Below are 24,391 nucleotides of genomic sequence, written 5' to 3'. Positions count from 1 at the left end.
CGTATTGCTTCCCGGTGTCCTACTTGCCGAAGCCGAAGCCGTTCGAGCCGCCTTCGACCTTTGACCGAAGGCGCTTGCCCTTCTCGGTCGCCTGGTCGTTGAGCTCCTGCTGGAAGTCCCGCATCCGGGCCAGGAGGTCCTCGTCGTGCGTGGCCAGGATGCGGGCGGCCAGCAGGCCCGCGTTACGGGCGCCGGCGACCGAGACCGTGGCAACCGGGACACCGGCCGGCATCTGCACGATCGACAGCAGGCTGTCCATGCCGTCGAGGTACTTCAGCGGGACCGGGACACCGATGACCGGGAGGGGGGTCACGGAGGCGAGCATGCCCGGGAGGTGGGCCGCTCCCCCGGCACCCGCGATGATCACCTTCAGACCGCGCTCCGCCGCCTGCTCGCCGTACGTCACCATCTCGCGCGGCATGCGGTGCGCGGAGACGACGTCGACCTCGTACCCGATCTCGAACTCGTCCAGGGCCTTCGCGGCGGCCTCCATGACGGGCCAGTCGGAGTCCGAACCCATGACGATGCCAACAACAGGGCTCATTCGGTGATCGTGCCTCTCAGGTAGCCGGCAGCGTGACGTGCGCGTTCGAGAACGTCGTCCAGGTCGTCGCCGTAGGTGTTGACGTGCCCGACCTTGCGGCCGGGCTTCACGTCCTTGCCGTACATGTGGATCTTCAGTTTGGGGTCGCGGGCCATGCAGTGCAGGTACGCGGAGTACATGTCGGGGTAGTCGCCGCCGAGGACGTTGACCATGACCGTCCACTTGGCGCGGGGCCGCGGGTCGCCCAGGGGCAGGTCGAGAACCGCTCGCACATGGTTGGCGAACTGGCTGGTGATCGCGCCGTCCTGGCTCCAGTGGCCGGAGTTGTGCGGGCGCATCGCCAGCTCGTTGACGAGGATGCGGCCGTCGCGGGTCTGGAACAGCTCGACGGCGAGGTGGCCGACCACGCCCAGTTCCTTCGCGATCCGCAGCGCCATCTCCTCGGCTCGCAGGGCGAGGGACTCCTCCAGGTCGGGGGCGGGCGCGATCACCGTGTCGCAGACGCCGTTCACCTGCCGGGACTCGACCACCGGGTAGGCGACGGCCTGGCCGTGCGGGGAACGTACGACGTTGGCGGCCAGCTCGCGGACGTAGTCGACCTTCTCCTCGGCGAGGACGGGCACACCGGCGCGGAACGGGTCGCTGGCCTCCTCGGCGGTCTCCACGACCCAGACGCCCTTGCCGTCGTAGCCGCCGCGGACGGTCTTCAGGACGACGGGGAAACCGTCGCCCTCGGCCGCGAACCGGACCACGTCCTCCGGGTCGGCCACGATCCGGTGGCGCGGGCAGGGGATGCCGATCGCGTCGAGCCTGGCCCGCATCACGCCCTTGTCCTGGGCGTGCACCAGAGCGTCGGGGCCGGGGCGCACGGGGATGCCGTCCGCCTCCAGGGCCCGCAGATGCTCGGTGGGCACATGCTCGTGATCGAAGGTGATCACATCGCAGCCGCGCGCGAACGCGCGCAGTGTCTCCAGGTCGCGGTAGTCGCCGATGACGACATCGCTCACCACCTGGGCCGCGGAATCCTGAGGGGTGTCACTGAGGAGCTTGAACCTGATGCCCAACGGGATGCCCGCTTCGTGCGTCATACGCGCGAGCTGGCCCCCGCCGACCATGCCGACTACCGGGAACGTCACACCCCCAGGGTATCGGCCGCGCCACGGTGGCCGGTTTCCGCGCCCGCGACCAGAGCTCTTACCGGCCGCTTCGTCTCCTCTTGCCCCGCTTTTCCGGTGTTCTTTCCAAGCCCTTCCCGACCTGTGTCGTCATCCACAGGCACGGGACATACTGGATCGTTAGCATGGCTGGGTCGCCAACACCTACGGACGGGAGCCCTCACAACCATGGAACGTGGTTCCTCGGGGCTGCAACGGCTCGTACGCGAGGTCGCCAAATTCGGCGCCGTCGGCGGCGCCGGCATTCTCGTCAATCTCGGCGTCTTCAACCTGGTCCGGCACCTCACCGAGCTTCCGGTGGTGCGGGCGAGCGTGATAGCCACCGTCGTCGCCATTGTCTTCAACTACCTCGGCTTCCGCTACTGGACGTACCGGGACCGTGACAAGGGCGGCCGCACCAAGGAACTCACCCTCTTCCTGCTGTTCAGCGCGGTCGGCCTGGTGATCGAGAACGGTCTGCTGTATCTCGCGACCTACAGCTTCGGCTGGGACAGCCCGCTGCAGAGCAACGTCTTCAAGTTCGTCGGCATCGGTGTGGCGACGCTGTTCCGCTTCTGGTCGTACCGCTCCTGGGTGTTCAAGGCGCTGCCGGCCCGTGAGGCGGTCGCCGACGCGGAGGCGATCCTGGAGCAGGCCGCCGACTCCCCGGAGCCCAAGCCCAAGCAGTGGGTCTTCTGAGTCTTCCTAGCGGACCGTCGGCCGGTCGTCGTCCGGCAGCTTGTGGGCCGACAGGGTGCGGGACAGGAACAGACCGAACACCGGCGGCTGGGCCTGGAGCAGTTCCAGACGGCCGCCGTCAGCCTCCGCGAGGTCACGGGCCACGGCCAGCCCGATCCCGGTGGAATTACGGCCGCTGATGGTGCGCTCGAAGATGCGGTTGCCGAGATCCGCGGGCACCCCGGCGCCCTCGTCGGTCACCTCGACGACCGCCTGATTGCCGGTGACCCTGGTCCGCAGGGCGACCGTGCCGCCGCCGTGCATCAGCGAGTTCTCGATCAGCGCGGCCAGCACCTGCGCGACCGCGCCGGGCGTGCCCACCGCCCGCAGATGCCGCTTGCCCGAGCTGACGATCGCCCGGCCCGAGCTGCGGTAGGCGGGGCGCCACTCGGCGAGCTGCTGCTGGATGACCTCGTCCAGGTCGAAGGAGACCGCGGAGCCGGTGCGCGGGTCGCGGGAGTTCGTCAGCAGCCGCTCCACGACATCGGTCAGCCGCTCCACCTGCGTCAACGCCACGTTCGCCTCCTCCTTCACGGTGTCCGGGTCGTCGGTGAGGGTGATCTCCTCGAGGCGCATCGACAGCGCGGTCAGCGGGGTGCGCAGCTGGTGGGAGGCGTCGGCGGCCAGCCGCCGCTCGGCGGTGAGCATCCGCCCGATCCGCTCGGCGGAGGAGTCCAGCACATCGGCGACCCGGTCCAGCTCCGGGACGCCGTACCGCTTGTGCCGGGGGCGCGGGTCACCGGAGCCCAGCCGCTCGGCGGTCTCGGCGAGGTCGGTGAGCGGGGAGGCGAGCCGGTTGGCCTGCCGGATGGCCAGCAGCACGGCGGCGATCACGGCGAGCAGCGCGACGGCCCCGATGATCAGCAGCGTACGGCCGACCTCCCGGGTCACCGTGGACCGCGGCTCCTGGACGGTGACCGTCTCGCCTTCCTCGCCGTCGACGGTGTAGTGGATGACATCGCCCTCGGGCCTGACCCCGAGCTCGATCGGCGCCTTGCCCGGGATCCGGATGACGGCGTACTGGTCCTTGCCGACCTGGCTGTGCAGTATCTCGGCGGTGATGTCCTCGTCCCCGAGGATGCGGCTGTCGACGATGCTGGCGAGCCGGAGCGCCTCGGAGTCGACGCGTTCCTGGGCACTGTTGCTGATGGTCCGCGATTCCACGATCACGAGGGACACGCCGAAGACCGCGATGACGACCAGGACGACAGCGAGGGTGGACTGGATCAGACGACGACGCACAGGATTCTCCGGGGAACGGCGACTTCAGCGCCCCGAAAGGGGCGCGGGACGCTGACATGTGCGGCTCCGCCGCGTGGGCGCGACCAGCCCACCACGACGGCCGGTCGCACACACCGCATCAGCCACCCACGGCGCGACGCGCGTAGCCGACCTAGCTCTTCTCGAAACGGAACCCGACACCACGCACCGTAGCGATGTACCGCGGGTTCGCCGCGTCGTCGCCGAGCTTCTTGCGCAGCCACGAGATGTGCATGTCGAGCGTCTTGGTCGAGGACCACCACGTCGTGTCCCAGACCTCACGCATCAACTGGTCACGAGTAACCACCCGCCCGGCGTCCCGCACCAGCACCCGCAGCAGGTCGAACTCCTTCGCGGTGAGCTGGAGTTCCTCGTCCCCCATCCACGCCCGGTGCGACTCGACGTCGATCCGCACACCGTGCGTGGCCGGCGGCTGCGCGGGCTCCGCGGCGCCGCGGCGGAGCAGCGCCCGTACCCGGGCGAGCAGTTCGGCGAGCCGGAACGGCTTGGTGACGTAGTCGTCGGCACCCGCGTCCAGGCCGACGACGGTGTCCACCTCGTCGGCCCGCGCGGTCAGGATGAGGATCGGTACGGCGTGGCCCTCGGCACGCAGCCGACGCGCGACCTCCAGGCCGTCCATGCCGGGCAGCCCGAGGTCGAGCACGACCAGGTCGATGCCGCCCTGCATTCCGGCGTCGAGCGCGGTGGGTCCGTCCTCGCGCACCTCGACCTCGTAACCTTCCCGGCGCAGTGCGCGGGCCAGCGGCTCCGAAATGGACGCGTCGTCCTCGGCGAGCAGTACACGGGTCATGAGGTGATGGTAGTCCGATTACGCGCTGTGCCGGGGTGTGATCGGCACCAGGGATTCTTACCTTGGGGCACAGTGGTACGAACCTGTGAGCGAGAGGTGAGACGGTAGAGGGGCCTTCGAAAGCGGGTACGCGGTTCCCCCGACACCTGTGATCCGTGTCTCAAGTCCTTCCATATACGGCAGTGTCCTGACGTAGAGTGACGTGAACGCCTGTAGTACACCCGGGGACCTTTGGTGGGCTTCTTGACACTGAAGGTCTCTTTTGTGTGCGGGTCGGCCCCGGTCGGCCTTGAAAGGAATGACCTCTGGCCGGGCTCCGGACGCGACACAGCGTCACGGGGCGTGGATCCCGGTGGTCGCCGTCCGCCGCTCCGTGATCCGGGGTGGACTCCCCTGGGCGTGGGGTGGACGGTCCGACCCGCCGGTGCCGGCTACTCCCCCCACGGGCGCGCACAGCCCCACCGCGCGTCCCGACCAGCAAGGAACGACCCATGGCGTCCAGCCTGACGAAGGACTCGGTCCGACCGGGCACCCCCGGTTCCGAGAAGACCTTCTTCGGCCACCCCCGCGGACTGGCCACTCTCTTCATGACCGAGATGTGGGAGCGATTCTCCTACTACGGCATGAAGGCCCTGCTCCCGCTGTACCTGGTCGCTCCCGGCGGCCTGCACATGACCGCGGCCACGGCGACGGCGATCTACTCCGTGTACCTGTCGCTCGTGTACCTGCTCGCCCTGCCGGGCGGCTGGTTCGCCGACCGTGTGCTCGGCCCCCGTAAGACGGTCGCCGTCGCGGGCGCGATCATCATGCTCGGCCACCTGACGCTGGCGCTGCCCAGCTCCGGTACGTTCTTCGCGGGCCTCGGCCTGGTCGCCATAGGCTCAGGTCTGCTGAAGGCCAACATCTCCACGATGGTCGGTCACCTGTACGACGGTCCGGACGACCCGCGCCGTGACGGTGGCTTCACGCTCTTCTACATCGGTATCAACGTGGGCGCGTTCGCCGCGCCGCTGGTCATCGGCACGGTCGGCGAGAACTACAACTGGCACCTGGGCTTCGCCCTTGCCGCGGTCGGCATGGCGCTGGGCCTCGCCCAGTTCCTGCTGGGCACGCGGCACCTGAGCTCGCGTTCGGACATCGTCCCGACGCCGCTGTCCGCCGCGGAGAAGAAGGCGACGCTGACGAAGGCCGGCTTCTGGGCCGCCCTCGCCGCGGTCTTCTACGTCGTCGTGGGTGTCTCCGGCGTCTACACGCTGAACTGGCTGCTGGTCCCGATCACCGTCGCCGGTCTGCTGATCCCGGTCATCGTCATCGCCCGCATCAAGCGCGACAAGGACCTGGACCGCGCCGAGCAGTCCAAGATGAGCGCGTACATCTGGTTCTTCGTGGCCGCGGCCGTCTTCTGGATGATCTACGACCAGGGTGGCTCGACCGTCTCCCTGTTCGCCGACGCCTCCGCCAAGAACACCATCTTCGGCTGGAACTTCCCGGTCTCCTGGTACCAGTCCGTCAACCCGGTCATGATCATGGCGTTCGCGCCGGTCTTCGCCTGGGCGTGGCTGGCGATGGCGCGGCGCGGCAAGGAGCCGAGCACGGCCGTGAAGTTCGCCGGTGGTCTGGTGCTGATCGGTGCGTCGTTCTTCCTGTTCCTCGCGCCGCTGTCGATCGCCGACGGCGGTCACAAGGCCGCCGCGATGTGGCTGGTCGGGATCTACTTCGTGCAGACCGTGGGTGAGCTGATGCTGTCCCCGGTGGGTCTGTCCGTGACGACCAAGATGGCTCCGGCGAAGTACGCGTCCCAGATGATGGGCGTGTGGTTCCTGGCGGTCACCGCGGGCGACGCGACGACCGGTCTGCTGTCCATCGCGGGCGTCGACCTCAACAAGACGGGGATCGTGGCGTTCCAGGCGGTGCTGGCGGTGCTCGCCGGTGCGGCTGTGTGGATGTACCGGAAGAAGGTCCGGGAGCTCATGGGCGACGTTCACTGATCGTCTTCTGACAGAGGGCCACCGCATTCTTTTGAATGGGGTGGCCCTCGTCGTGTCTCGGCTAACGGTTGGTGGGGGTTGCCCGCGCAGTTCCCCGCGCCCCTGACCAGGTCACCTCGTCCTCTTTCGAGGCATGAAGGTGAACACAGCGCCGCCCAAGAGGATCGCGGTGCCCGCCACCAGTCCAAGTGCCTTCACTGCGCCGTTGCTGCTGTCGCCCGTCTCCGCCAGGCCGCCGCTGCTGCTGGAGCTGCCGGAGGAGCCACCGGACGTCGACGAACCCCCCGACGCGCCGCTCGCCTGCTCGGTCGTGTCCAGCGTCAACGACACCTCCGACTTGGTCGGCGTGCAGGTGGTCGTCGTACCGAGCGCGTTGACCGTCAGGACTCCCGGCGACAGCGTCGACTCGCCGCTCGCGCCCGGCTTGTACGTGCCCGTCAGGTCCGGGATGTCGATCGGGTCGCCGGACTTGATCGCGGAGGAGTTGGTGGGGCCCTCCACATGGACCGTGCCCTTGTCGGCGCCGCCCAGGACCACCTCCATCGACGGCTTCACCGAATCCGCCGGAATGTCCGCGGGGCTGTCCATCACCGACCCGTTGAACTGCACGGTGAGGTCGAAACTCCCGCCGTTCTTCGTGGCGTTGATCTGCACCGGCGAGGTCGCGTTCTTGTCGCCGATGGGCGTCTTGCAGGCGTAGGGGACCTCGACCTCCTTGCCCGTGAAGTCGGTCTGGCCGGTGCCCGTGCCATCGGAGGAGGAGGCGGAGGCGGATACCGAGTCGGACGGGGAGGCGGAGGCGGACTCCGACGCCGAGTCCGAGGGGGACGGGGAGGCCGAGCCGGTGTCGGTCGGGGTCGCCGAGCCGCTGGAGCCGCTGCCGGTCACCTCGATCGTCGCCGCCTTCGGCACCGTCCCCGAGGGGGTGCACACGGTGTCCGTCCCGAACGCGTTGACCTTGTACCCGTCCGGGGTGAGCGTCACCTCGCCGGGTGACGTCAGTTTCAGCGTGCCCGTCATGTCGGACAGCACCATGTCTCCGCCCTTGGGGATCGCCGGGTTCTCCCGCGGCCCCTGCAGGGCGATGTCGGCGGTCTGGGCGCCGGCCGCCTTGAGCGTGCCCGACGGCTGGACCGAGTTGGCGGGCAGGTCGATGATGTCCGGGTTCTTGGACGCGGCCTGCACGAACTTCCAGGTGATGTCGACCGTGTCGCCGACCTTCGCGGTGGCGGGCGCGGTGATCTCCACCTTCGTGGTCCCGTCGACGGGGTCGGCGACCCCGGCGGGCGGTACGCAGTGGGTCGCGAACGACACCTCGGCCGCCTGTGCGGTGCCGGCGGCCGCGCCGAGCAGGGCGCCCGCCCCGGCGAGGACCAGCGCGGCCGCCGCCGCACCCGCTCTGACCGGTGTCACTCTCCTTCGCATGGTCACGTGGTTCCCTTCCTGGTGGGAGTCGTGGGACTCGTGGAACTGTCTTCGTGCGGTGCGGAGAGCCGACCGGCCGCCGTGCCCGGATCGTTGTCCGGGGTGAACCACGGCAGGGTCGAGGTCGTGTCGGGCGCCGGCTCCGGCGCGCGCAGGCGCGGCAGGCGCAGGGTCGGGCGGTGCACGCCCCGGTGGCGGATGCCGCCCGCGCGGGGCGGCCGCACCCGGTCGACCACCGCCATGCCGATGCGGAAGACGGCGGCCGGTACGACCACGCAGAGCAGGAGCCAGAACAGGGTCACGCCCCAGGGGCGGCCGACGCCCCAGGGCTGCTCGGCGAGGACCTTGCCGTCGTACTTCAGGGAGACGGTGTAGTCGCCGTGCGCCCCGGCGGAGAGTTCGACGGGCAGCTTGATCTGCGCCTTCTTGCCGGGCGCGAGGGTGCCGCGCCACTGCTGCTCGTCCCACTGAGGGGCGAACACACCGTGTGCGGTGCCCACTTGGAAGACGGGGTCCTTGAGGGTGGTGGAGCCCGCGTTGCCGATGGTGAAGACGAGGGTGCGGGAGGGGGGTGCGCCGAACCAGGTCAGCAGGGACGAGGAGCCGTCGAGGCGGGTGTCGGTGAGCATCGAGAGGCGTCCGCCGGTGGGCTCGGCGGGCAGCGCCTTCACGGGGTGCCCGGCGACCTGGAAGACGGCGTCCGCGTCGGCCTTCGCGCCGGTCACGGTGGCCACGTGCACCACGCAGGGGCAGGGCACCGGTGGCTCGGCGACCGGGAGTCGCTTGGCGAAGCCGCCCTTCGCGTCGGTGGTGACGGCGCGTCCGTCGGCGTTGGCGCAGGAGTTGGTGCCGCCGATCACTCCCCGGGCGGGGGTGGCCTGCCCGCAGATCAGCATCATCACCAGGGCGTGCGGCCGCCAGCCGGTGCCGCTGACGGTGATCGACCCGCCGGTGCCGGCCTGGGCCTCGGAGACCTTCACGGCCGGCCCGTCGGCGGCCGCGGCCAGGGGCGTCAGGAGCAGCGCGAACACCGCCGCCAGCGCCGTCGATATCGCCATCGCACGCGCTCTCACCTCGCCGCTCCCGTCAACTCGGCCTCCATGGTCTGGGGTTCGGTCGTCGCCTGGCCGGCACGGCGCCTGCGCAGTCGTACGACCGTCACGGCGGCGCCCGCCGCCAGCGCGCCCGCGGTCCCCGCGACCGCGCCCCAGGGCACGAACCGCGCCCGGGCGGCCGCCGTGTCGTGCGCGCCGCCCGCCGCCGTCGCCGTCAGCCGGACCTCGACCGCGTCCAGGGCGGGGTGGCCGGGCCAGGACTCGCTGAGTTCGGTGCGGCTGCCAGGGGCGAGGCGGACCGGGAGGGTGCGCGGGGCCCGGTCAAGGAGGTCCCGGCCGAAGACCCCGTCCGCGTGCACCGCGAGCTTCGGTACGAGGACGGTCGTCCCCCGGTTGACCAGCTCGTACGTGATGCGGTCACCGTGGACGGCGACATGTTCGACGGTCAGCGCGGTCAGGGTGGGGCCGCCGACGCGCAGCCGGACACGGACGGTGGCGGTGCGGCCGTCGGCGTCCTTCGCGACGAGCGCGCCGGGGAGGTCGCCGGGGGCGGCACCGGCCGGGACGGTCACCGTGAAGGGGACGTCGGCCCGGGTGCGGGCCGGGACACGGACGCTCGGCCCGGCGAAGGTGACGGGGACGCCGGTGCCGGACAGCCGTACCGTGACCGGGTGTCCGCCGCGGTTGGTCACCGACACGGTGTCCTGGAGGACGGCCCCGGGGGTGCCCTCGGCGTAGAACGACGGGCGGCCGCCGCCCGCGGGCGCGAGTGACCAGCCCCCGGCCGCCGCCGCGCGCGGGGCGGTGGCGAGCAGGGTCAGCACGGCGAGGCCGAGCACACGGGTGACGGACTGGGCGGACGGCATGGGCGGCTCCGGCGGTCGGACCCCGAGGGTCAGCGGCGTACGGGCTGGTTCCGCCGGGTCAGCCAGAGGGCGCCGGCCGCGCCCGCGAGCAGCACGGTGCCGCCGAGGGTGCCGAGCGCGACGAACGAGTCCTCGGGACCGGTCTTCGGAAGGGTGCCCGCGGAGTCGGCGCCGGTGCCGCCGGACGACGAGCCGGAGCCGGTCGAGCCGGTGGAGCCGCCCCCGCTCGCGGCGCTCACGTCCAGGGTCAGGGACGGGCCGGGGTTGTTGGTGGGGGTGCAGGTCGTCGTCGTGCCGAGCGCCTTGATGGTGAGGATGCCCGCCGTGAAGGTCACCTTGCCGGTCTTCTCCGGCGTGTAGGTGCCGCTCAGGTCGTTGATCTTGATGGGCGTGTTGGCGGGGATCGCGGCCTGGTTGGGCGAGCCGGTCACGTGCAGGGTCCCGCTGTCGGCGCCGCCGAGCTTGATGGTGGCGCTCGGGTTCATCGCGCCCTTGCCGAGTTCGACGGGGCTGGAGGAGACGCCCTTCTGCCAGGACATCGTGATCTTGTAACCGCTGCCGCTCCGGACGCCCTTGATGTCGATCGGGGAGACGGCGCTCTTGTCGCCGATCGGCGTCTTGCAGGCGTAGTTGACGTCGACGACGGTGGCGTGCGCCGCCGGAGCGGCGAGCAGCACCGCCGAGCCGGCGAGGGCGGCGGCGGACGCGAGCACGGCGGTGCGTTTCGGGTACGACGACACGGTCGGTCCACCCCATTCGCTACTGACGAGGTATCAGATTCGGCCGTCAAGGTACGCCGGGGCCCATGAGGAGGGAAGAGAAAGGGCGTGGCGGAAGTGTGAGCGCCCCGTGAGCGAGACGCCCGCAAGGGCACGGGGCATTATCGATTCACGGCTCCGCCGCGTGGGCGCGAGCAACCGACACAACCCGCAGCCGCTGTCCGCCACAACCCGGCACCCCCGTGGGCGCACCGCAACCGCCGTCCGCCACAACCCGGCACCCCCGTGGGCGCACGCCGCACCCCCCTAGGCCGGCGCTCCCAGTTCCGCCCAGACCGTCTTCCCGGCCTCCCCGGACGCCCGTACAACCCCCCAGTCCAGGCACAGCCGCTGCACGATGAACATCCCGTGCCCCCCCGGCCGTCCCGCCCGGTGCGGGGTCCGCGGCGTCGGCTGCCCGGCCCCCCGGTCGGACACCTCCACCCGGATCACCTTGTTGTCGCAGGCCAGGACCAACTCGTCCGGCCCCTCCGCATGCAGGCACGCGTTAGTGACGAGCTCCGAGACGACGAGCAGTACATCCTCGGCGGCGGCCCTGCGGTCGGCGGACGCGGCGGGCAGCCAGCCCCACGCGTACAGCGCCTGGCGGGCGAAGTCGCGGGCGAGCGGGACGACCCCGCTCTCGCCGGCGAGGCGCAGCCTGCGGACCTGACGACCCCCCGACGAGGCGGACGGCACGTCGGACGCCGCCGCCTCGGACATCCCGGAAACGCCGCTGGTCTCCGGGCCGCGGTCGCCCGGCGGGTAAGGCCGGGTGGTGCTCATCAGCGCTTCACCTCACCGTTTCACCGGTTCACGATTCATAAACTCGCGTTGCTGCACTTCGTACGGGCCTGTCGGTATGGCCTACTCAACCGGGGCCGGGTCGGCCGCCGATAGATCTCTCCTGCCCGGGCGATCCGCCGGGACACCCCCTGGTTGCGAACACCGGGCCGGAACTCAGCTCTCGCCGCCGGTCTCGCCGGTCAGGGCCGCCTCGACGGAGTCGTGGACGGTGAAGACCGCCTCGGCCCCCGTGATCTCGAACACCCGGGCGACGACGGGCAGCATCCCGGCGAGGTGCACCCCGCCTCCGGCGGCCTCGGCCCGTAGCCGGGCGCCGAGCAGCACATTCAGCCCGGTGGAGTCGCAGAACTCAAGGCGCGAGCAGTCGACGACAAGGCGCGAGAACCCCTTGTCGAGGAGATCGTCGAGTGGCTCGCGCAGCAGATCGGCGGTGTGGTGATCGAGCTCACCCGCCGGAGTCACGACGGCGCTGGGGCCCTCTTCCCGCACCTCCACCAGCAGCCGGCCCGACTGTGCGCTGCCGACCGTCCCGTGGTCCATTGCCGTCTCTCTCCCGAGGTCTTGACGCTTTTGCCACCGTCTGACCGATGTCTGACGATGCCCACCGATGTCCGCCGAACGCCGTGCCGACGCCCTCGAACATTACGCCTTCTCCACGCGCTCCGACACCCGAACAACCTCTCACAATCGGACAAATGCTAATAGAACGGACTTGCGAGTGACTCGCCGAAGCGGGTAGGGCTAGTAGAGACACCTAAACCGACACGGCCGGCTTTGGAGGCGCCGCACTCCGCAGTGCACGCACGGCTTCGGCAGCCTTATGCCGAGAACGATGGAGGACACCATGTCACCCCGGCTCGACGCATCGCATACCCGGACGGCGACGTCGACACCCCCACCGGAACAACTGGATGCCATCGAGGGATCCGTCGCGGGGCTCGACCTCCCCGAGATCCCCCCGTACGACCAGGTCGACGCGGTCGACGCGCGAGCCCTGTCCAAGACCCTCTTCGAGCGGCTGGAGTCGCTGGAGGAAGGCACGTACGAGTACTCGTACGTACGCAACACGCTCGTCGAGCTGAACCTCGCGCTCGTCAAGTTCGCCGCCTCCCGGTTCCGCTCCCGCAGCGAGCCGATGGAGGACATCATCCAGGTCGGCACGATCGGCCTGATCAAGGCGATCGACCGCTTCGAACTGGCTCGTGGCGTCGAGTTCCCCACCTTCGCGATGCCTACCATCATCGGCGAGATCAAGCGTTTCTTCCGCGACACGTCGTGGTCGGTACGGGTCCCGCGCCGCCTCCAGGAGCTGCGTCTCGACCTCGCCAAGGCGGGCGACGAGCTGGCCCAGAAGCTGGACCGCGCCCCCACGGTCGCGGAACTCGCGGAGCGCCTCGGCCTCTCGAACGAGGAGGTCGTCGAGGGCATGGCGGCCTCCAACGCCTACACGGCCTCCTCCCTGGACGCACAGCCGGACGAGGACGAGTCCGAGGGCGCCCTGGCGGACCGCATCGGCTACGAGGACCACGGTCTCGAAGGCATCGAGTACATCGAGTCCCTGAAGCCGCTGATCGCCGAACTCCCGCCCAGGGACCGGAGGATCCTCTCGCTGCGCTTCGTCGCCGGCCTGACCCAGTCGGAGATCGGCGAGGAACTGGGCATCTCGCAGATGCACGTGTCCCGGCTGCTGTCCCGCACGCTGGTGCAGCTGCGGAAGGCGCTGACGCTGGAGGAGTGACCGGAGCGGTGACCTGGGTCGTCGTACGGCTGCGGGCGCGTGGGGACCGGTCGTCCCACGCGCCCGCAGCCGTATGCCGGACCCGGACCCGCGGCCCCTGTGTCCCTGTGCCCCTGTGCCCTGGAGGGGCGATTCCCAGCCGCCTCTTTTCGCCAAAGGCCTCCCTCGCGCCCCACGCACACCCCAAACTGGCCGGTACGTCAGCAAGGACGGGCCCACGGCGGGCCGGCGCGAAGGGGTGCACCATGGTCCAGGACAACCCACCCTCGGACGCACGCCTGACCGAACTCCTGCGCACGCCCGCCGCCACTGCCTACCCGGCCCTCCAGGAACTGCGCGCCCGCCACCACCCCGCGGTCCTCGGCTACGCCCGGCTCTGCGCGGCCGGCGACGCGGCGGCCCGCCGGCTCACCGCGCAGACCTTCACCACCGTCGCCCGGGACATCGCGCGCGGCGCCGAACCGGTCGTCCCCCTCCGCCACCACCTGCTCCTGCTGACCGCGCGCCTGGCCGCCGCATGGTCGCACGACGAACGCTCCGCCGCCCTGGACCCCACCCTCCTCCTGGTCCTGAACTCGACGGGCGCCGCCGAGCCGCCCGCCCCGCCGCTGCTCGCGGCGTTCCAGTCCCTGCCGTCCCGCACCCAGGGCCTGCTCTGGTACGGCGTACTGGACCAGGAACCCCCGGCCCGGACCGCCACCCACCTCGGCCTGACCCCCGAGGACGTCCGGTACGACACCCCGCCCACGCTCCAGTCGCTGGCACAGGCCTGTCTGCGCAGCCGCCTGGCCGCCTCCGACGACCCGCGCTGCCCGGACTTCCGCCGGCTGATCGAGGAGTCGGTACGCCCGGAGAACCCCCGGCACAGCGCCGACCTGCACGCGCACATGGCCCACTGCCCGCACTGCACGGCCGCGTTCGAGGATCTGACCGCGCTCAGGGACAGTCCGCGCACAGCCCTGGCGGAGGGCCTGCTGCCCTGGGGCGGAACGGGATACGTACGGCAGGAGATCCCGGCCGAGGCGGCCGCCGAGCCCGGCCCGGCGCGCGGACGCCGGTCCCCGTCCCGCCGCGTCCTGCTGACCTCCACGGCGCTGGGCGTGGCCCTCGTACCGCTGCTGCTGGTGCTCCTGAGCCGCCCGGCCGGGCACACCCGGACCCCGGCGGCCGCGACCCCGGCGCCGCCAGCCACCCCCCAGGTGACCGTGACGGCGACGGCGACCGTCGCCCCGTCGTCCTCCCCCACGAAGCCGTCGCACAGCCCGACCCCGACGCACTCCCCGTCGCCCGCCCCGGCTCCGACGCACTCCGCGTCGCCGACGCCGTCGCCCACCCCGAAGCCGCCGGGCGCCGGCTACGCCCAGGTCGTGAACGCCGCCACCGGCCGCTGTCTGGACGTCCGGGACGGCGACTTCGACAACGGCACCGACGTCGTCACCGCCGCCTGCTCCGGCTCCGCCACCCAGCGCTGGCGGGTCGACACGGACCGGGGCGTGCTGCAGTCCGCCGCGGACCCCGACTTCTGCCTGGACAGCCGGGGTTCGGTCGACAAGGGCGTCGGCATCTGGGAGTGCTCGTCGGTGGACGGCGACCACGGCGACAACCTGCGCTTCACGGTCGTCTCCGACGGCGAGATCCGCCCGGAGATCGCCATCGAGACGGCCCTCACCCCGAACGGCGACGACCAGCTCTCCCTGGACCCGGTGAGCGACGGCACGGCCCAGCTCTGGCGGGCCGGGGCGAGCTGACTCAGCCGGCGACGCGGACGCCCCTGCGCCACACCCCGGCGACCAGCGGAACACCCGGCCGGTAGGCCAGATGGACGTGGCTGGGGGCGTCCAGCAGGGTCAGATCTGCGTAGGCGCCCGGGGCGAGCCGGCCGATGTCGTCCCTCCGCAGAGCCTTCGCGCCGCCCGCCGTCGCCGACCACACAGCCTCGTCGGGGGTCATGCGCATGTCCCGGACGGCCAGGGCGATGCAGAAGGGGACGGAGGAGGTGAAGGAGGAGCCCGGGTTGCAGTCCGTGGAGAGGGCCACGGTGACGCCCGCGTCGAGGAGACGGCGGGCGTCCGGCCATTCGGCCCGGGTGGAGAACTCGGCGCCCGGCAGGAGGGTGGCGACCGTCCGGCTGTTCGCGAGCGCGTCCACGTCGGCGTCCGTGAGGTGGGTGCAGTGGTCGGCGCTCGCCGCGTCGAGTTCCACGGCCAGCTGGACACCGGGACCGTAGGAGAGCTGGTTGGCGTGGATGCGGGGGGTCAGGCCCTTGGCCTTGCCCGCGGTGAGGATCGCGCGGGCCTGGTCGCCGTCGAAGGCGCCCTTCTCGCAGAAGACGTCGACCCAACGGGCGTACGGGGCACAGGCGTCGAGCATCTCGCCGGTGACCAGGGAGACGTAGGCGGCCGGGTCGCCGGCGTAGTCGGGGGAGACGATGTGGGCGCCGAGGTAGGTCACCTCGTCGGTGTGGGCGGCGGCGATGCGCAGGGCCCGCGCCTCGTCCTCGACCGTCAGGCCGTAGCCCGACTTCGTCTCGAAGGTGGTGGTGCCCTGGCGGAGGGCCTCGGCGAGGTAGTGCGTGAGGTTCGCCTCCAGCTCCGCGTCGGTCGCGGCGCGGGTGGCGGCGACGGTGGTGCGGATGCCGCCCGCGGTGTACGACCGGCCGGACATCCGGGCGTTGAACTCCTGGGTGCGGTCGCCCGCGAAGACCAGGTGCGAGTGGGAGTCCACGAAGCCCGGCAGCACCGCCCGGCCGCCCGCGTCGACCCGGTTGTCAGTGGCGGGTGCTTTGCTGGCTTCACCGGTCCACACGATGCGGTCGCCGTCCATGACGACGGCCGCGTCCAGGATCAGACCGAGAGGGGAGTTGTCACCGAGGGAGGGGTCGTTGGTGACCAGCGTGGCGATGTTGGTGATGACGGTGCTGCAGCTCATGGTGTCCTCGTGGGTGGTCGTCAGGCGCGGGGTGCTTCGACGGCCCGTCAGGCGCGAAGGGCTTCCACGGCCCGCGCGAGGGCCTGTGGCGCATCGGGGACGAGGGTGTGCGCACCGTCTCGTACGACGTGCCGCCCGCCCACGACCGTGTGCCGTACGTCCGCTGCCGTCGCGGCGAATACGGCCGTCTCGGCGCCCAGCCGGGGCAGCGGCCCCGCCGTTCTGACCGAGTCCAGCGCGATCGTCGTCAGGTCGGCGAGCATGCCGGTCTCGATGGTGCCGGCGTCCTCCCAGCCGAGCGCGGCGTGGCCGTCGGCCGAGGCGGCGCGCAGCAGGGCGGCGGCCGTCCAGTGGCCCCGGGTGCGGGTGCGCAGCCGCTCGTTCAGCTCCATCGCACGTGCCTCTTCGAGCAGGTCGATGACGGCGTGGCTGTCGGAGCCGAGGGAGAGCGGTGAGCCCGCCCGCTGGAGGGCCACGGCCGGTCCGATGCCGTCGGCCAGGTCCCGCTCGGTCGTCGGGCACATGCAGGTGCCGGTGCCGGAACCGCCGAGCAGGGCGATGTCCTCGTCCGTGAGGTGGGTGTTGTGGACGCCCGTGGTGCGCGGGCCGAGGACACCGTGGTCGGCGAGCAGGCGGGTGGGGGTGCAGCCGTGGGCGGCCAGGCAGGCGTCGTTCTCCGCCGTCTGCTCGGACAGGTGCACATGGAGCGGGGCCCGCCGCTCCTCGGCCCAGCGGGCCACGGTCGCCAGCTCGCCGGCGGGCACGGCCCGTACGGAGTGGACGGCCGCCCCGATCCGCGCGTGATCCCGTTCCTTGAGAACTGAACAGCGTTCGGCCCAGGCCTCCGCGCTGCCGTCGGAGAAGCGGAGCTGGTGGGCGTTGGGCGGCTCGCCGAAGCCTGCGGAGAGGTAGGCGGTGTCGAGGAGGGTGATGCGGATACCGGCGTCGGCGGCGGCCGCGATCAGCGCCTCGCCCATGGCGTTGGGGTCGGCGTACGGGGTGCCGCCGGGGGCGTGGTGGACGTAGTGGAACTCGCCGACGCAGGCGATGCCCGCGAGCGCCATCTCGGCGTACACCGCGCGGGCGAGCGCGTGATAGGTCTCCGGGGTCAGCCGGTCGGCGAAGGAGTACATCAGCTCGCGCCAGGTCCAGAAGGTCCCCGAACCGACCTGGACCGTGCCGCGCAGGGCGCGGTGGAAGGCGTGCGAGTGGGCGTTGGCCAGGCCGGGGAGGGTGAGACCGCGCAGGATCTCGGCCCCCGGCGGCGGGGTGGGGGTCTCCGTGCGGACGGCGCTGATCCGGCCGTCCGCCACCTCCACGGCGACACCGGGCTCGACGTAGGTGTCCAGCCAGGCGTACTCCAACCAGTACGTCGTCCGTGTCGTCACCCGCAGGCCAGCCCTTCCAGTACGTCGGCGAGCGCGCCCACCCCGGCCAGGCAGTCGTCCTCGGCCGCGAACTCGGCCGGGGAGTGCGAGACACCGGTGGGGTTGCGCACGAACAGCATGGCGGTCGGGATGCTCCCCGAGAGGATCCCGGCGTCGTGTCCGGCACCGGTGCCCAGGACGGGCACGGTAAGACCGGTGTCCCGGCCGAGGACGCGGCCGAGTTCGTCCCGCAGGGCGTGGTCGAACTCGACGACCGGGGTGAAGGACTCCCGGACCACGTCGAGGTCGATGCCGTGCGCCTGCGCGTACTCCCGGGCCGCCTTCTCGATGCCGCCGACGACGGTGTCGAGGGTGGCCTGGTCGGCGGCGCGCGAGTCGAGCCAGCCGCGCACCAGGGAGGGGATGGCGTTGACGCCGTTCGGCTCGACGGAGATCTTGCCGAAGGTGGCGACGGCACCGGCGAGTTCGGCCTCGCGGCGGGCGGCGAGCACGGTCTCGGCATACGACAGCATGGGGTCGCGGCGGTCGACCAGCCGGGTCGTGCCGGCGTGGTTGGCCTCGCCCCGGAAGTCGAACCGCCAGCGGCCGTGCGGCCAGATGGCACTGGCGACGCCGACCCGGTCACCGGACAGGTCCAGCGCCCGGCCCTGTTCGACGTGCAGTTCGACGAAGGCACCGATACGGGCGAGCCGCTCGGGGTCGGCGCCGATGGCGTCGGGGTCGTAGCCGGCGGCCTCCATGGCCCGGGGCAGGGTGACCCCGTCCCCGTCGGTCAGCCGGTGCGCCTGCTCGACGGTGAGCTGCCCGGCGGTGAGCCGTGACCCGACACAGGCGAGCCCGAACCGGGCACCCTCCTCGTCACCGAAGTTGACGAGGGCGACGGGCTTGGTGAACTCCGCTCCCCTGCGGCGGAGTTCGTCGAGCGCGGCGAAGGAGGACACGACACCGAGGGGGCCGTCGAAGGCCCCGCCGTCCGGGACGGAGTCCAGATGCGACCCGGTGACGACGGCGTCCCCGGCGGCGGGGTCGCCGAGCCAGGCCCACTGGTTCCCGTTCCGGTCGACCTCGTACGTCAACCCACGCGCCTCGGCCTGCTCCTTGAACCAGGCGCGGCACTCGGCATCGGCCCCGGTCCAGGCGAAGCGCCGGTAACCGCGGGACTCGGGATGGCGGCCGACGGGAAGCAGTTCCCGCCACATCTCGTGGAAGGAGCCGCCACCGCCGACCGGCTGCACAGGCTGCGCCGGTACAGCCTGGGCCGCTCCGGTCCGTGCCGCTCCGGGCTGTGGGCAGTCGTTCCGCAGGGCGGAACGGGTGGGCACAGCCGCACCCGCGCTCGGCGACGAGGCATCGGCCCCCACCGGAGCGCTGCCGCTACGTCCACCCTCACGAGGATTCACGCGTCGTCGCCCTCACGCATCGGCACCCGCACGCCCCGCTCGTCCGCCACCGACTCCGCGATGTCGTACCCGGCGTCCACGTGCCGGATGACGCCCATGCCGGGGTCGTTGGTGAGGACCCGGCGGATCTTCTCGCCGGCGAGCTTCGTACCGTCGGCGACGGTCACCTGCCCGGCGTGGATGGACCGGCCCATGCCGACCCCGCCGCCGTGGTGGATGGAGACCCAGGACGCACCGGACGCCACGTTGACCATCGCGTTCAGCAGCGGCCAGTCGGCGATCGCGTCGGACCCGTCGAGCATGGCCTCCGTCTCGCGGTAGGGCGAGGCCACGGAGCCGCAGTCGAGGTGGTCGCGGCCGATCGCCAGCGGCGCCGCCAGCTCGCCGCTCGCCACCATGTCGTTGAACCGCTCGCCGGCCTTGTCCCGCTCGCCGTAGCCGAGCCAGCAGATACGCGCCGGCAGACCCTGGAAGTGGACCCGCTCACCGGCCAGCTTGATCCAGCGGTGCAGGGACTCGTTCTCGGGGAAGAGGTCGAGGATCGCCTTGTCGGTCTTGTGGATGTCGGAGGCCTCGCCGGACAGGGCGGCCCAGCGGAAGGGGCCCTTGCCCTCGGAGAAGAGGGGGCGGATGTAGGCGGGGACGAAGCCGGGGAAGGCGAACGCCCGCTCGTAGCCCGCCAGCTGTGCCTCGCCGCGGATGGAGTTGCCGTAGTCGAAGACCTCGGCACCGGCGTCCATGAAGCCGACCATGGCCTCGACGTGCTTGGCCATCGACTCCCGGGCGCGGGTCGTGAAGCCCGCCGGGTCCTTGGCCGCCGCGTCCGCCATGTCCTCGAAGGCCACGCCCACCGGCAGGTAGGCCAGCGGGTCGTGTGCCGAGGTCTGGTCGGTGACGATGTCGATGGGCGCGTCCATCGCGAGCAGCTGCGGAACCAGCTCGGCCGCGTTGCCGAGGACGCCGATGGAGAGCGGGCGGCGGGCGTCGCGGGCCTCGGTGGCCAGCTGGAGCGCGTGGTCGAGCGAGTCGGCCTTCACGTCCAGGTACCGGTGCTCGATGCGGCGCTCGATGGCGCGCGGGTCGACGTCGATACAGATCGCGACGCCGTCGTTCATGGTGACGGCGAGCGGCTGGGCGCCGCCCATGCCGCCGAGGCCGGCGGTGAGGGTGATGGTCCCGGCGAGGGTGCCGTTGAACTTCTTCGCGGCGACGGCGGCGAAGGTCTCGTAGGTGCCCTGGAGGATGCCCTGGGTGCCGATGTAGATCCAGGAGCCGGCGGTCATCTGGCCGTACATGGTCAGGCCGAGGGCCTCCAGGCGGCGGAACTCCTCCCAGTTGGCCCAGTCGCCGACCAGGTTGGAGTTGGCGATGAGGACACGCGGGGCCCACTCGTGGGTCTGCATGACGCCGACCGGGCGGCCGGACTGGACCAGCATGGTCTCGTCCTGCTTGAGGGTGCGCAGCGTGCGGACCATGGCGTCGAAGGAGCGCCAGTCGCGGGCGGCCTTGCCGGTGCCGCCGTAGACGACGAGCTTGTCGGGGTGCTCGGCGACCTCGGGGTCGAGGTTGTTCTGCAGCATCCGCAGGGCGGCTTCCTGCTGCCATCCCAGGGCGCTCAGTTCCGTACCGCGCGGTGCTCGTACGGGGCGGGGTCCTGACATGGTCTGCCTCCTAGCGAATACGGCCAGTGAAGTGTTCCTGCGGTTATTCGGTTATTCACATCCTGGCCCGCTGAATAGAACTAGTCAATACATCGGTCCGCCAGCGCGGCCGCGTTCCGGGTGTTTGGCTGGACTTATGGGCCTTAAGGGTGCGGACGACGACATGTCGGGGGACGACGTGGCGGACGGCAGGACGGGCAGCGAAGCGGGCAGGGACGGTTGGGTGGACGACAGTGAGCGGGTGGTGCGGCGGGACGACGCCGTGCGGGCGGCGGTGGAGCAGGGACTGCTGGGGCCGGACGCGCCGATCGTAGGCCTGCTGGACGTGACCGGCATCCGCGCCTCGGCGGCGGCACTGCGCCAGGCGTTCGAGGCGGTCGCGGCGCCCGGCACCCCGATACTGCACGCCTTCGCGGTGAAGGCGAACCCGCTGGTACCGGTGGTGCGGCTGCTGGCCGGGGAGGGCATCGGCGCCGAGGTGGCCAGCGCGGGCGAGCTGGCCCTGGCTCGGGCGGCCGGGGTGCCGGCGGAACGGACGGTGTTCGACGCGCCCGCCAAGACCGGGGCGGAGCTGCGCGAGGCGCTGGCGCTGGGCATCGCCGTGAACGCGGACAACCCGCAGGAGCTGACCAGGATCGACGCCCTGGTGACCGGCGGCGCCCCCCGCTCGCCGCTCGGGATCCGGGTGAACCCGCAGATCGGGGCCGGGAGCATCGGCGCCACCTCCACCGCGACGGCGACCTCGAAGTTCGGGGTGGGGCTGCGGGACGAGGGGGCGCGCGAGTGGGTCGTGCGGTCGTTCGCGGAGCGGCCGTGGCTGACCCGGCTGCACGCGCACATCGGTTCGCAGGGGATCTCGCTGTCGCTGCTGGCGCGGGGCGTGGCGGAGACCTACGCGCTGGCCGAGGAGATCAACGCGCGGATCGGGCGGCGGCAGATCGACACCCTCGACATCGGCGGCGGGCTGTCGGTCAACTTCGCCTCGGAGGCCACGGAGCCGACGTACGCGCAGTACGGGCGGCTGCTCGCGGAGGTGGTGCCGGGGCTGTTCGACGGGCGGTACGGGCTGGTGACGGAGTTCGGGCGATCGCTGCTGGCCCGGCACGGCACGGTGGTGGCCCGGGTGGAGTACGCCAAGAGCTCCGGCGGACGGCGGATCGCGGTGACGCACGCGGGCGTACAGGTGGCGGCCCGGACGGTGTACGTGCCGGGGACGTGGCCGCTCAGGATCGCCGGGTACGACGGCAAGGGGCGGCCCAAGGAGGGGCCGTCGGTGGTGCAGGACGTGGCGGGGCCGGCCTGTTTCTCGGGGGATCTGCTCGCCGAGGGGCGCGCGCTGCCGGCGCTGGAGCAGGGGGACTACGCGGCCGCGCTGGACACCGGCGCGTACTACTTCGGCACCCACTACTCCTACAACTCCCTCGTCCGTCCCGGGGTTTACGGCTTTGTGCCGGACGGCGCCGGAGGCGTGGCGTTCGCCGTCGTACGGCAGCCGCAGACGGTCGCGGAGATCGTGGCCGAATCCGGAGGGGCGCACGCCGACGCGCTCACCACCCTGCGCGCAACCGGAAGCCGTTGAGAGACCCGGGACAGAGGGATCAACTGGTGTGAAAAGCAGCTCAGTTGACCAACACTAGCCTGCCGTAAGCATGTTCCACTGGAAAATGCCAAACGCATCCCTCCCGTCGCACACGTTGCGTAGTGTCTGCGTCACTCAACCGGAGAGCCAGGCGGTGGGAGGGGAGCCACGGTGCCCGGAATCGACGAGTGCTTACTGGAAGCGATGCGACTGCCCGGTGCCCGGGGGGCCGCGTTGGTCGACTGGACGAGCGGACTGGCCCTGGGCACGGTCGGGGAGGCGCCCGGCGGTGACCACGAGACCACCGCCGCGGAGGCCGCCGAACTGGCCCGACTGGCCGCCGAGCACGGGGCGTTCAGCACGGAGGACGACACCGAGGTGAACCCTCCGGTGGAGGACCTGATCATCAGCAACCGGGACAGCTACCACCTGCTGCGGTTCGTGGTCACGTCCTTCGACGCCACGGTGTTCCTGCATCTGTGGCTGGCCCGCGAGGACGGCAATCTCGCCCTCGCCCGGATCCGGCTCGGCGAGATGGCCGAGCGGCTGGTGCTGGGATGACCGTGGTCGACATACCTCCGCCGCTGCCGGTCCGGGGCCGGGCGGCCCCGCACGACGGGGCGGCCGGCGCGCTCTCACCGATGCTGATACGCCTCGCCGAGGAGCGGGCCACCGGTGTCCTGGTCCGCGAGCACGGCACCCTGCACCTGGCCGAGGGCCGCGTGGTGCACGCCGAGAGCCCACTCGCCCCTGGCCTCGACGTGCTCCTCACGGCCCACGGCACGCTCGACGCGGCGGTCTGGCCCTGGACCGACGACATACCCGCCGCGGTGCACCGGCTGCTCGACGCCGGTCTGCTGCCGAAGGGGGCGCTGGAACTGTGCCGCCTCGGCGCGCTGTACGACGCCGGGTACTTCGCGCTCGCGCCCAGCAGCACCCCGGGCCGCTTCCGGTACGGCACCCCGGGCGCCACCGAGCCGTTCCCGGCGGTCCCCGTCACCGCCCTGGAACGCGAGACCCTGCGCCGCCGCGAGCTGCTGTACCGGATCTGGCCCGACCCGTCGACGGACGGCACCCCGCTGATCCGCGCCGACCCGGTCGCGGCACCGCCGGTAACCCAGCGCCAGCGGGCGGTCCTGGGCCGGGTGGACGGCGTCCGCACGGCTCCGGAGATCGCCCGCGAACTGGGCCGGCCGGCCTTCCACACCCTGGTGGACATACGGCGGCTGGCGGCGGCCGGGCTCCTCGCCCCGAGGAGCAGCACGGCCGCACCGCCCCGCCTCCCCCCGGTCACCGACCCCGACATCGCGCTGCTGAAGAGGCTCAGGGATGCGCTGGAGGCCCTTTGAACGGCACCGCCCCGCCGAGAGGAGACAGCTGATGGCGGCAGAACCCGGCAGCTCCGGCAGAGAGGCCGTCCTCGACGAACTACGCCGGTTACGCACCCGGATGCCCCAGCTCACCGGCGCCCTCGCGGCCGGCGTCGACGGCCTGGTCGTCGCGCACGACTGTCCGGGCGTCGACCCGGAGGGCCTCGCCGCCCTCACCGCGGCCGAGCTGGGCGTCGCCGTGCGGGTCTCCGACGCCACCGGCAAGGGTGAGCTCAGGGAGCTGCTGGTACGCGGCGAGGACGGCTATGTCGCCACCTACGCAGCCGGCCGCAGCGCCGTGCTCACCCTGCTCGCCGAGGACCGGGTGAACGTCGGCCGGCTCCACCTGGAGGGCCGCCGGGCCGCCGCCCGGATCGGCGAGCTGGTCGACGCCGCCGAGGCCGCCGCCAAGGCCCTGCGCCCGGCCCGCAGCACAGCAGCCACACGGACCAGATCCACGCGCACGCCACGTACCAGCACCACTACCGACGCGCGCACCGCAGCAACCGACAGTTGAGTTGAAAGGAAACAGAGAGTCATGGCCAACACCGAAACCGCGCTGAAAGAGGCCCTCACCTCCATCGAGGGTGCCACCGGCGTCGCGCTCGTCGACTACACCACCGGCATGGCGCTGGGCACGATGGGCGGCAGCAAGACCTTCGACCTCAACGTGGCCGCCGCGGGCAACACGGACGTGATCCGCGCCAAGATGCGCACCATGGAGCACCTGGGGCTCAAGGGCGAGATCGAGGACATCCTGATCACGCTCTCCACCCAGTACCACCTGATCCGGCTGCTCAAGGGCCGGGGCGGCAACGGCCTCTTCCTCTACCTGGTGCTGGACATCTCCCGGTCCAACCTGGCGATGGCCCGGCACCAGCTGAGGAAGATCGAGGAGGACCTGGAGGTCTGACCTCCGGG

At 71.6% G+C, this 24,391-nt stretch carries 23 protein-coding genes; 9 read left to right on the top strand and 14 right to left on the bottom strand.

The window, feature by feature from the left end:
- Positions 1-19: 19 nt before the first annotated feature.
- A complete protein-coding gene (gene purE, locus ACWGJB_RS20865) occupies positions 20-544 on the bottom strand; it encodes a 5-(carboxyamino)imidazole ribonucleotide mutase (protein WP_362569897.1) in 525 nt (174 codons plus the stop codon).
- Positions 541-1,680, bottom strand: coding sequence for a 5-(carboxyamino)imidazole ribonucleotide synthase (locus ACWGJB_RS20860; protein WP_453381611.1), 1,140 nt, complete (start codon positions 1,678-1,680; stop codon positions 541-543). Before ACWGJB_RS20860 ends, purE begins: the two co-directional genes overlap by 4 nt.
- Positions 1,681-1,887: 207 nt before the next feature.
- Here ACWGJB_RS20860 and ACWGJB_RS20855 point away from each other — a divergent pair, with 207 nt between their 5' ends.
- Complete coding sequence (locus tag ACWGJB_RS20855; RefSeq protein WP_453381610.1) at positions 1,888-2,397, top strand: GtrA family protein; 510 nt, start codon at positions 1,888-1,890, stop codon at positions 2,395-2,397.
- 6 nt (positions 2,398-2,403) lie between these two features.
- Here the strand turns inward: ACWGJB_RS20855 and ACWGJB_RS20850 are convergent, their stop codons facing one another.
- Together ACWGJB_RS20850 and ACWGJB_RS20845 are read right to left on the bottom strand one after the other, a co-directional pair.
- Positions 2,404-3,678: an ATP-binding protein gene (locus ACWGJB_RS20850; RefSeq protein ID WP_453381609.1), complete on the bottom strand. Its 1,275-nt coding sequence runs from the start codon at positions 3,676-3,678 to the stop codon at positions 2,404-2,406.
- 151 nt (positions 3,679-3,829) lie between these two features.
- The gene (locus tag ACWGJB_RS20845; RefSeq protein ID WP_007382513.1) at positions 3,830-4,507 is read right to left on the bottom strand and encodes a response regulator transcription factor; all 678 of its coding nucleotides are present in this window, start codon (positions 4,505-4,507) and stop codon (positions 3,830-3,832) included.
- A 491-nt stretch (positions 4,508-4,998) separates the two neighbouring features.
- Between ACWGJB_RS20845 and ACWGJB_RS20840 the strand changes: the two genes are divergently transcribed.
- Positions 4,999-6,495 carry an oligopeptide:H+ symporter gene (locus ACWGJB_RS20840; protein ID WP_453381608.1) on the top strand — a complete coding sequence of 499 codons (1,497 nt, stop codon included), beginning with the start codon at positions 4,999-5,001 and terminating at the stop codon, positions 6,493-6,495.
- A 111-nt stretch (positions 6,496-6,606) separates the two neighbouring features.
- Here ACWGJB_RS20840 and ACWGJB_RS20835 read toward each other — a convergent pair whose 3' ends face one another.
- The 6 genes from ACWGJB_RS20835 to ACWGJB_RS20810 form a co-directional block, all read right to left on the bottom strand.
- Positions 6,607-7,920, bottom strand: a complete 1,314-nt coding sequence (locus tag ACWGJB_RS20835) for a hypothetical protein (RefSeq protein WP_453381607.1) — start codon at positions 7,918-7,920, stop codon at positions 6,607-6,609.
- A gap of 2 nt (positions 7,921-7,922) precedes the next feature.
- Entirely contained in the window at positions 7,923-8,978 is a 1,056-nt protein-coding gene (locus ACWGJB_RS20830; RefSeq protein ID WP_453381606.1) for a hypothetical protein, read from the bottom strand.
- An 11-nt stretch (positions 8,979-8,989) separates the two neighbouring features.
- Positions 8,990-9,841: a hypothetical protein gene (locus tag ACWGJB_RS20825; protein WP_453381605.1), complete on the bottom strand. Its 852-nt coding sequence runs from the start codon at positions 9,839-9,841 to the stop codon at positions 8,990-8,992.
- Between the two features lie 29 nt (positions 9,842-9,870).
- Positions 9,871-10,581 (bottom strand): LPXTG cell wall anchor domain-containing protein, encoded by a 711-nt coding sequence (locus tag ACWGJB_RS20820; RefSeq protein WP_453381604.1) that lies wholly within the window; start codon positions 10,579-10,581, stop codon positions 9,871-9,873.
- 285 nt (positions 10,582-10,866) lie between these two features.
- On the bottom strand, positions 10,867-11,385 hold the full coding sequence (locus tag ACWGJB_RS20815; RefSeq protein WP_453381603.1) for an ATP-binding protein: 519 nt from the start codon (positions 11,383-11,385) through the stop codon (positions 10,867-10,869).
- Positions 11,386-11,559: 174 nt separating this feature from the next.
- On the bottom strand, positions 11,560-11,946 hold the full coding sequence (locus tag ACWGJB_RS20810; RefSeq protein ID WP_453381602.1) for an STAS domain-containing protein: 387 nt from the start codon (positions 11,944-11,946) through the stop codon (positions 11,560-11,562).
- Between the two features lie 304 nt (positions 11,947-12,250).
- Here ACWGJB_RS20810 and ACWGJB_RS20805 point away from each other — a divergent pair, with 304 nt between their 5' ends.
- Together ACWGJB_RS20805 and ACWGJB_RS20800 are read left to right on the top strand one after the other, a co-directional pair.
- On the top strand, positions 12,251-13,144 hold the full coding sequence (locus ACWGJB_RS20805) for an RNA polymerase sigma factor SigF (protein WP_453381601.1): 894 nt from the start codon (positions 12,251-12,253) through the stop codon (positions 13,142-13,144).
- Between the two features lie 245 nt (positions 13,145-13,389).
- A complete protein-coding gene (locus ACWGJB_RS20800; protein ID WP_453381600.1) occupies positions 13,390-14,892 on the top strand; it encodes a ricin-type beta-trefoil lectin domain protein in 1,503 nt (500 codons plus the stop codon).
- A gap of 1 nt (position 14,893) precedes the next feature.
- Here ACWGJB_RS20800 and hutI read toward each other — a convergent pair whose 3' ends face one another.
- The 4 genes from hutI to hutU all read right to left on the bottom strand — a co-directional run bounded on the left by hutI (position 14,894) and on the right by hutU (position 20,521).
- Positions 14,894-16,072: an imidazolonepropionase gene (gene hutI, locus ACWGJB_RS20795; RefSeq protein WP_453381599.1), complete on the bottom strand. Its 1,179-nt coding sequence runs from the start codon at positions 16,070-16,072 to the stop codon at positions 14,894-14,896.
- Between the two features lie 47 nt (positions 16,073-16,119).
- On the bottom strand, positions 16,120-17,466 hold the full coding sequence (locus ACWGJB_RS20790; RefSeq protein ID WP_453381663.1) for a formimidoylglutamate deiminase: 1,347 nt from the start codon (positions 17,464-17,466) through the stop codon (positions 16,120-16,122).
- The gene (locus ACWGJB_RS20785) at positions 17,457-18,659 is read right to left on the bottom strand and encodes an allantoate amidohydrolase (RefSeq protein ID WP_453381662.1); all 1,203 of its coding nucleotides are present in this window, start codon (positions 18,657-18,659) and stop codon (positions 17,457-17,459) included. Before ACWGJB_RS20785 ends, ACWGJB_RS20790 begins: the two co-directional genes overlap by 10 nt.
- A gap of 197 nt (positions 18,660-18,856) precedes the next feature.
- Complete coding sequence (hutU, locus tag ACWGJB_RS20780) at positions 18,857-20,521, bottom strand: urocanate hydratase (protein WP_453381598.1); 1,665 nt, start codon at positions 20,519-20,521, stop codon at positions 18,857-18,859.
- A gap of 163 nt (positions 20,522-20,684) precedes the next feature.
- On the opposite strand from hutU, the gene ACWGJB_RS20775 reads away from it, so the two are divergent.
- From ACWGJB_RS20775 to ACWGJB_RS20755, 5 genes are all read left to right on the top strand, one after another.
- Positions 20,685-22,100, top strand: a complete 1,416-nt coding sequence (locus tag ACWGJB_RS20775; RefSeq protein WP_453381597.1) for a diaminopimelate decarboxylase — start codon at positions 20,685-20,687, stop codon at positions 22,098-22,100.
- A gap of 171 nt (positions 22,101-22,271) precedes the next feature.
- Positions 22,272-22,661, top strand: a complete 390-nt coding sequence (locus ACWGJB_RS20770) for a hypothetical protein (protein ID WP_453381596.1) — start codon at positions 22,272-22,274, stop codon at positions 22,659-22,661.
- Positions 22,658-23,449 (top strand): transcriptional regulator, encoded by a 792-nt coding sequence (locus ACWGJB_RS20765; protein WP_453381595.1) that lies wholly within the window; start codon positions 22,658-22,660, stop codon positions 23,447-23,449. Before ACWGJB_RS20770 ends, ACWGJB_RS20765 begins: the two co-directional genes overlap by 4 nt.
- Before the next feature lie 31 nt (positions 23,450-23,480).
- Positions 23,481-23,987 carry a roadblock/LC7 domain-containing protein gene (locus ACWGJB_RS20760; RefSeq protein ID WP_360495095.1) on the top strand — a complete coding sequence of 169 codons (507 nt, stop codon included), beginning with the start codon at positions 23,481-23,483 and terminating at the stop codon, positions 23,985-23,987.
- Between the two features lie 21 nt (positions 23,988-24,008).
- On the top strand, positions 24,009-24,383 hold the full coding sequence (locus ACWGJB_RS20755; RefSeq protein WP_351738766.1) for a roadblock/LC7 domain-containing protein: 375 nt from the start codon (positions 24,009-24,011) through the stop codon (positions 24,381-24,383).
- Positions 24,384-24,391 lie beyond the last annotated feature (8 nt).

This window comes from Streptomyces sp. NPDC054813, from assembly GCF_053611365.1.
This window is presented reverse-complemented; position numbering and strand designations above follow the sequence as displayed.

Excerpts from the sequence above, each read along its gene's own strand:
- purE (WP_362569897.1), bottom strand. The coding sequence starts at position 544 with ATGAGCCCTGTTGTTGGCATCGTCATGGGTTCGGACTCCGACTGGCCC.
- ACWGJB_RS20855 (WP_453381610.1), top strand. The coding sequence starts at position 1,888 with ATGGAACGTGGTTCCTCGGGGCTGCAACGGCTCGTACGCGAGGTCGCC.
- ACWGJB_RS20845 (WP_007382513.1), bottom strand. The coding sequence starts at position 4,507 with ATGACCCGTGTACTGCTCGCCGAGGACGACGCGTCCATTTCGGAGCCG.
- ACWGJB_RS20840 (WP_453381608.1), top strand. The coding sequence starts at position 4,999 with ATGGCGTCCAGCCTGACGAAGGACTCGGTCCGACCGGGCACCCCCGGT.
- ACWGJB_RS20835 (WP_453381607.1), bottom strand. The coding sequence starts at position 7,920 with ATGCGAAGGAGAGTGACACCGGTCAGAGCGGGTGCGGCGGCGGCCGCG.
- ACWGJB_RS20830 (WP_453381606.1), bottom strand. The coding sequence starts at position 8,978 with ATGGCGATATCGACGGCGCTGGCGGCGGTGTTCGCGCTGCTCCTGACG.
- ACWGJB_RS20825 (WP_453381605.1), bottom strand. The coding sequence starts at position 9,841 with ATGCCGTCCGCCCAGTCCGTCACCCGTGTGCTCGGCCTCGCCGTGCTG.
- ACWGJB_RS20815 (WP_453381603.1), bottom strand. The coding sequence starts at position 11,385 with ATGAGCACCACCCGGCCTTACCCGCCGGGCGACCGCGGCCCGGAGACC.
- ACWGJB_RS20810 (WP_453381602.1), bottom strand. The coding sequence starts at position 11,946 with ATGGACCACGGGACGGTCGGCAGCGCACAGTCGGGCCGGCTGCTGGTG.
- ACWGJB_RS20805 (WP_453381601.1), top strand. The coding sequence starts at position 12,251 with ATGTCACCCCGGCTCGACGCATCGCATACCCGGACGGCGACGTCGACA.
- ACWGJB_RS20800 (WP_453381600.1), top strand. The coding sequence starts at position 13,390 with ATGGTCCAGGACAACCCACCCTCGGACGCACGCCTGACCGAACTCCTG.
- hutI (WP_453381599.1), bottom strand. The coding sequence starts at position 16,072 with ATGAGCTGCAGCACCGTCATCACCAACATCGCCACGCTGGTCACCAAC.
- ACWGJB_RS20785 (WP_453381662.1), bottom strand. The coding sequence starts at position 18,659 with ATGTGGCGGGAACTGCTTCCCGTCGGCCGCCATCCCGAGTCCCGCGGT.
- hutU (WP_453381598.1), bottom strand. The coding sequence starts at position 20,521 with ATGTCAGGACCCCGCCCCGTACGAGCACCGCGCGGTACGGAACTGAGC.
- ACWGJB_RS20775 (WP_453381597.1), top strand. The coding sequence starts at position 20,685 with ATGTCGGGGGACGACGTGGCGGACGGCAGGACGGGCAGCGAAGCGGGC.
- ACWGJB_RS20765 (WP_453381595.1), top strand. The coding sequence starts at position 22,658 with ATGACCGTGGTCGACATACCTCCGCCGCTGCCGGTCCGGGGCCGGGCG.
- ACWGJB_RS20760 (WP_360495095.1), top strand. The coding sequence starts at position 23,481 with ATGGCGGCAGAACCCGGCAGCTCCGGCAGAGAGGCCGTCCTCGACGAA.
- ACWGJB_RS20755 (WP_351738766.1), top strand. The coding sequence starts at position 24,009 with ATGGCCAACACCGAAACCGCGCTGAAAGAGGCCCTCACCTCCATCGAG.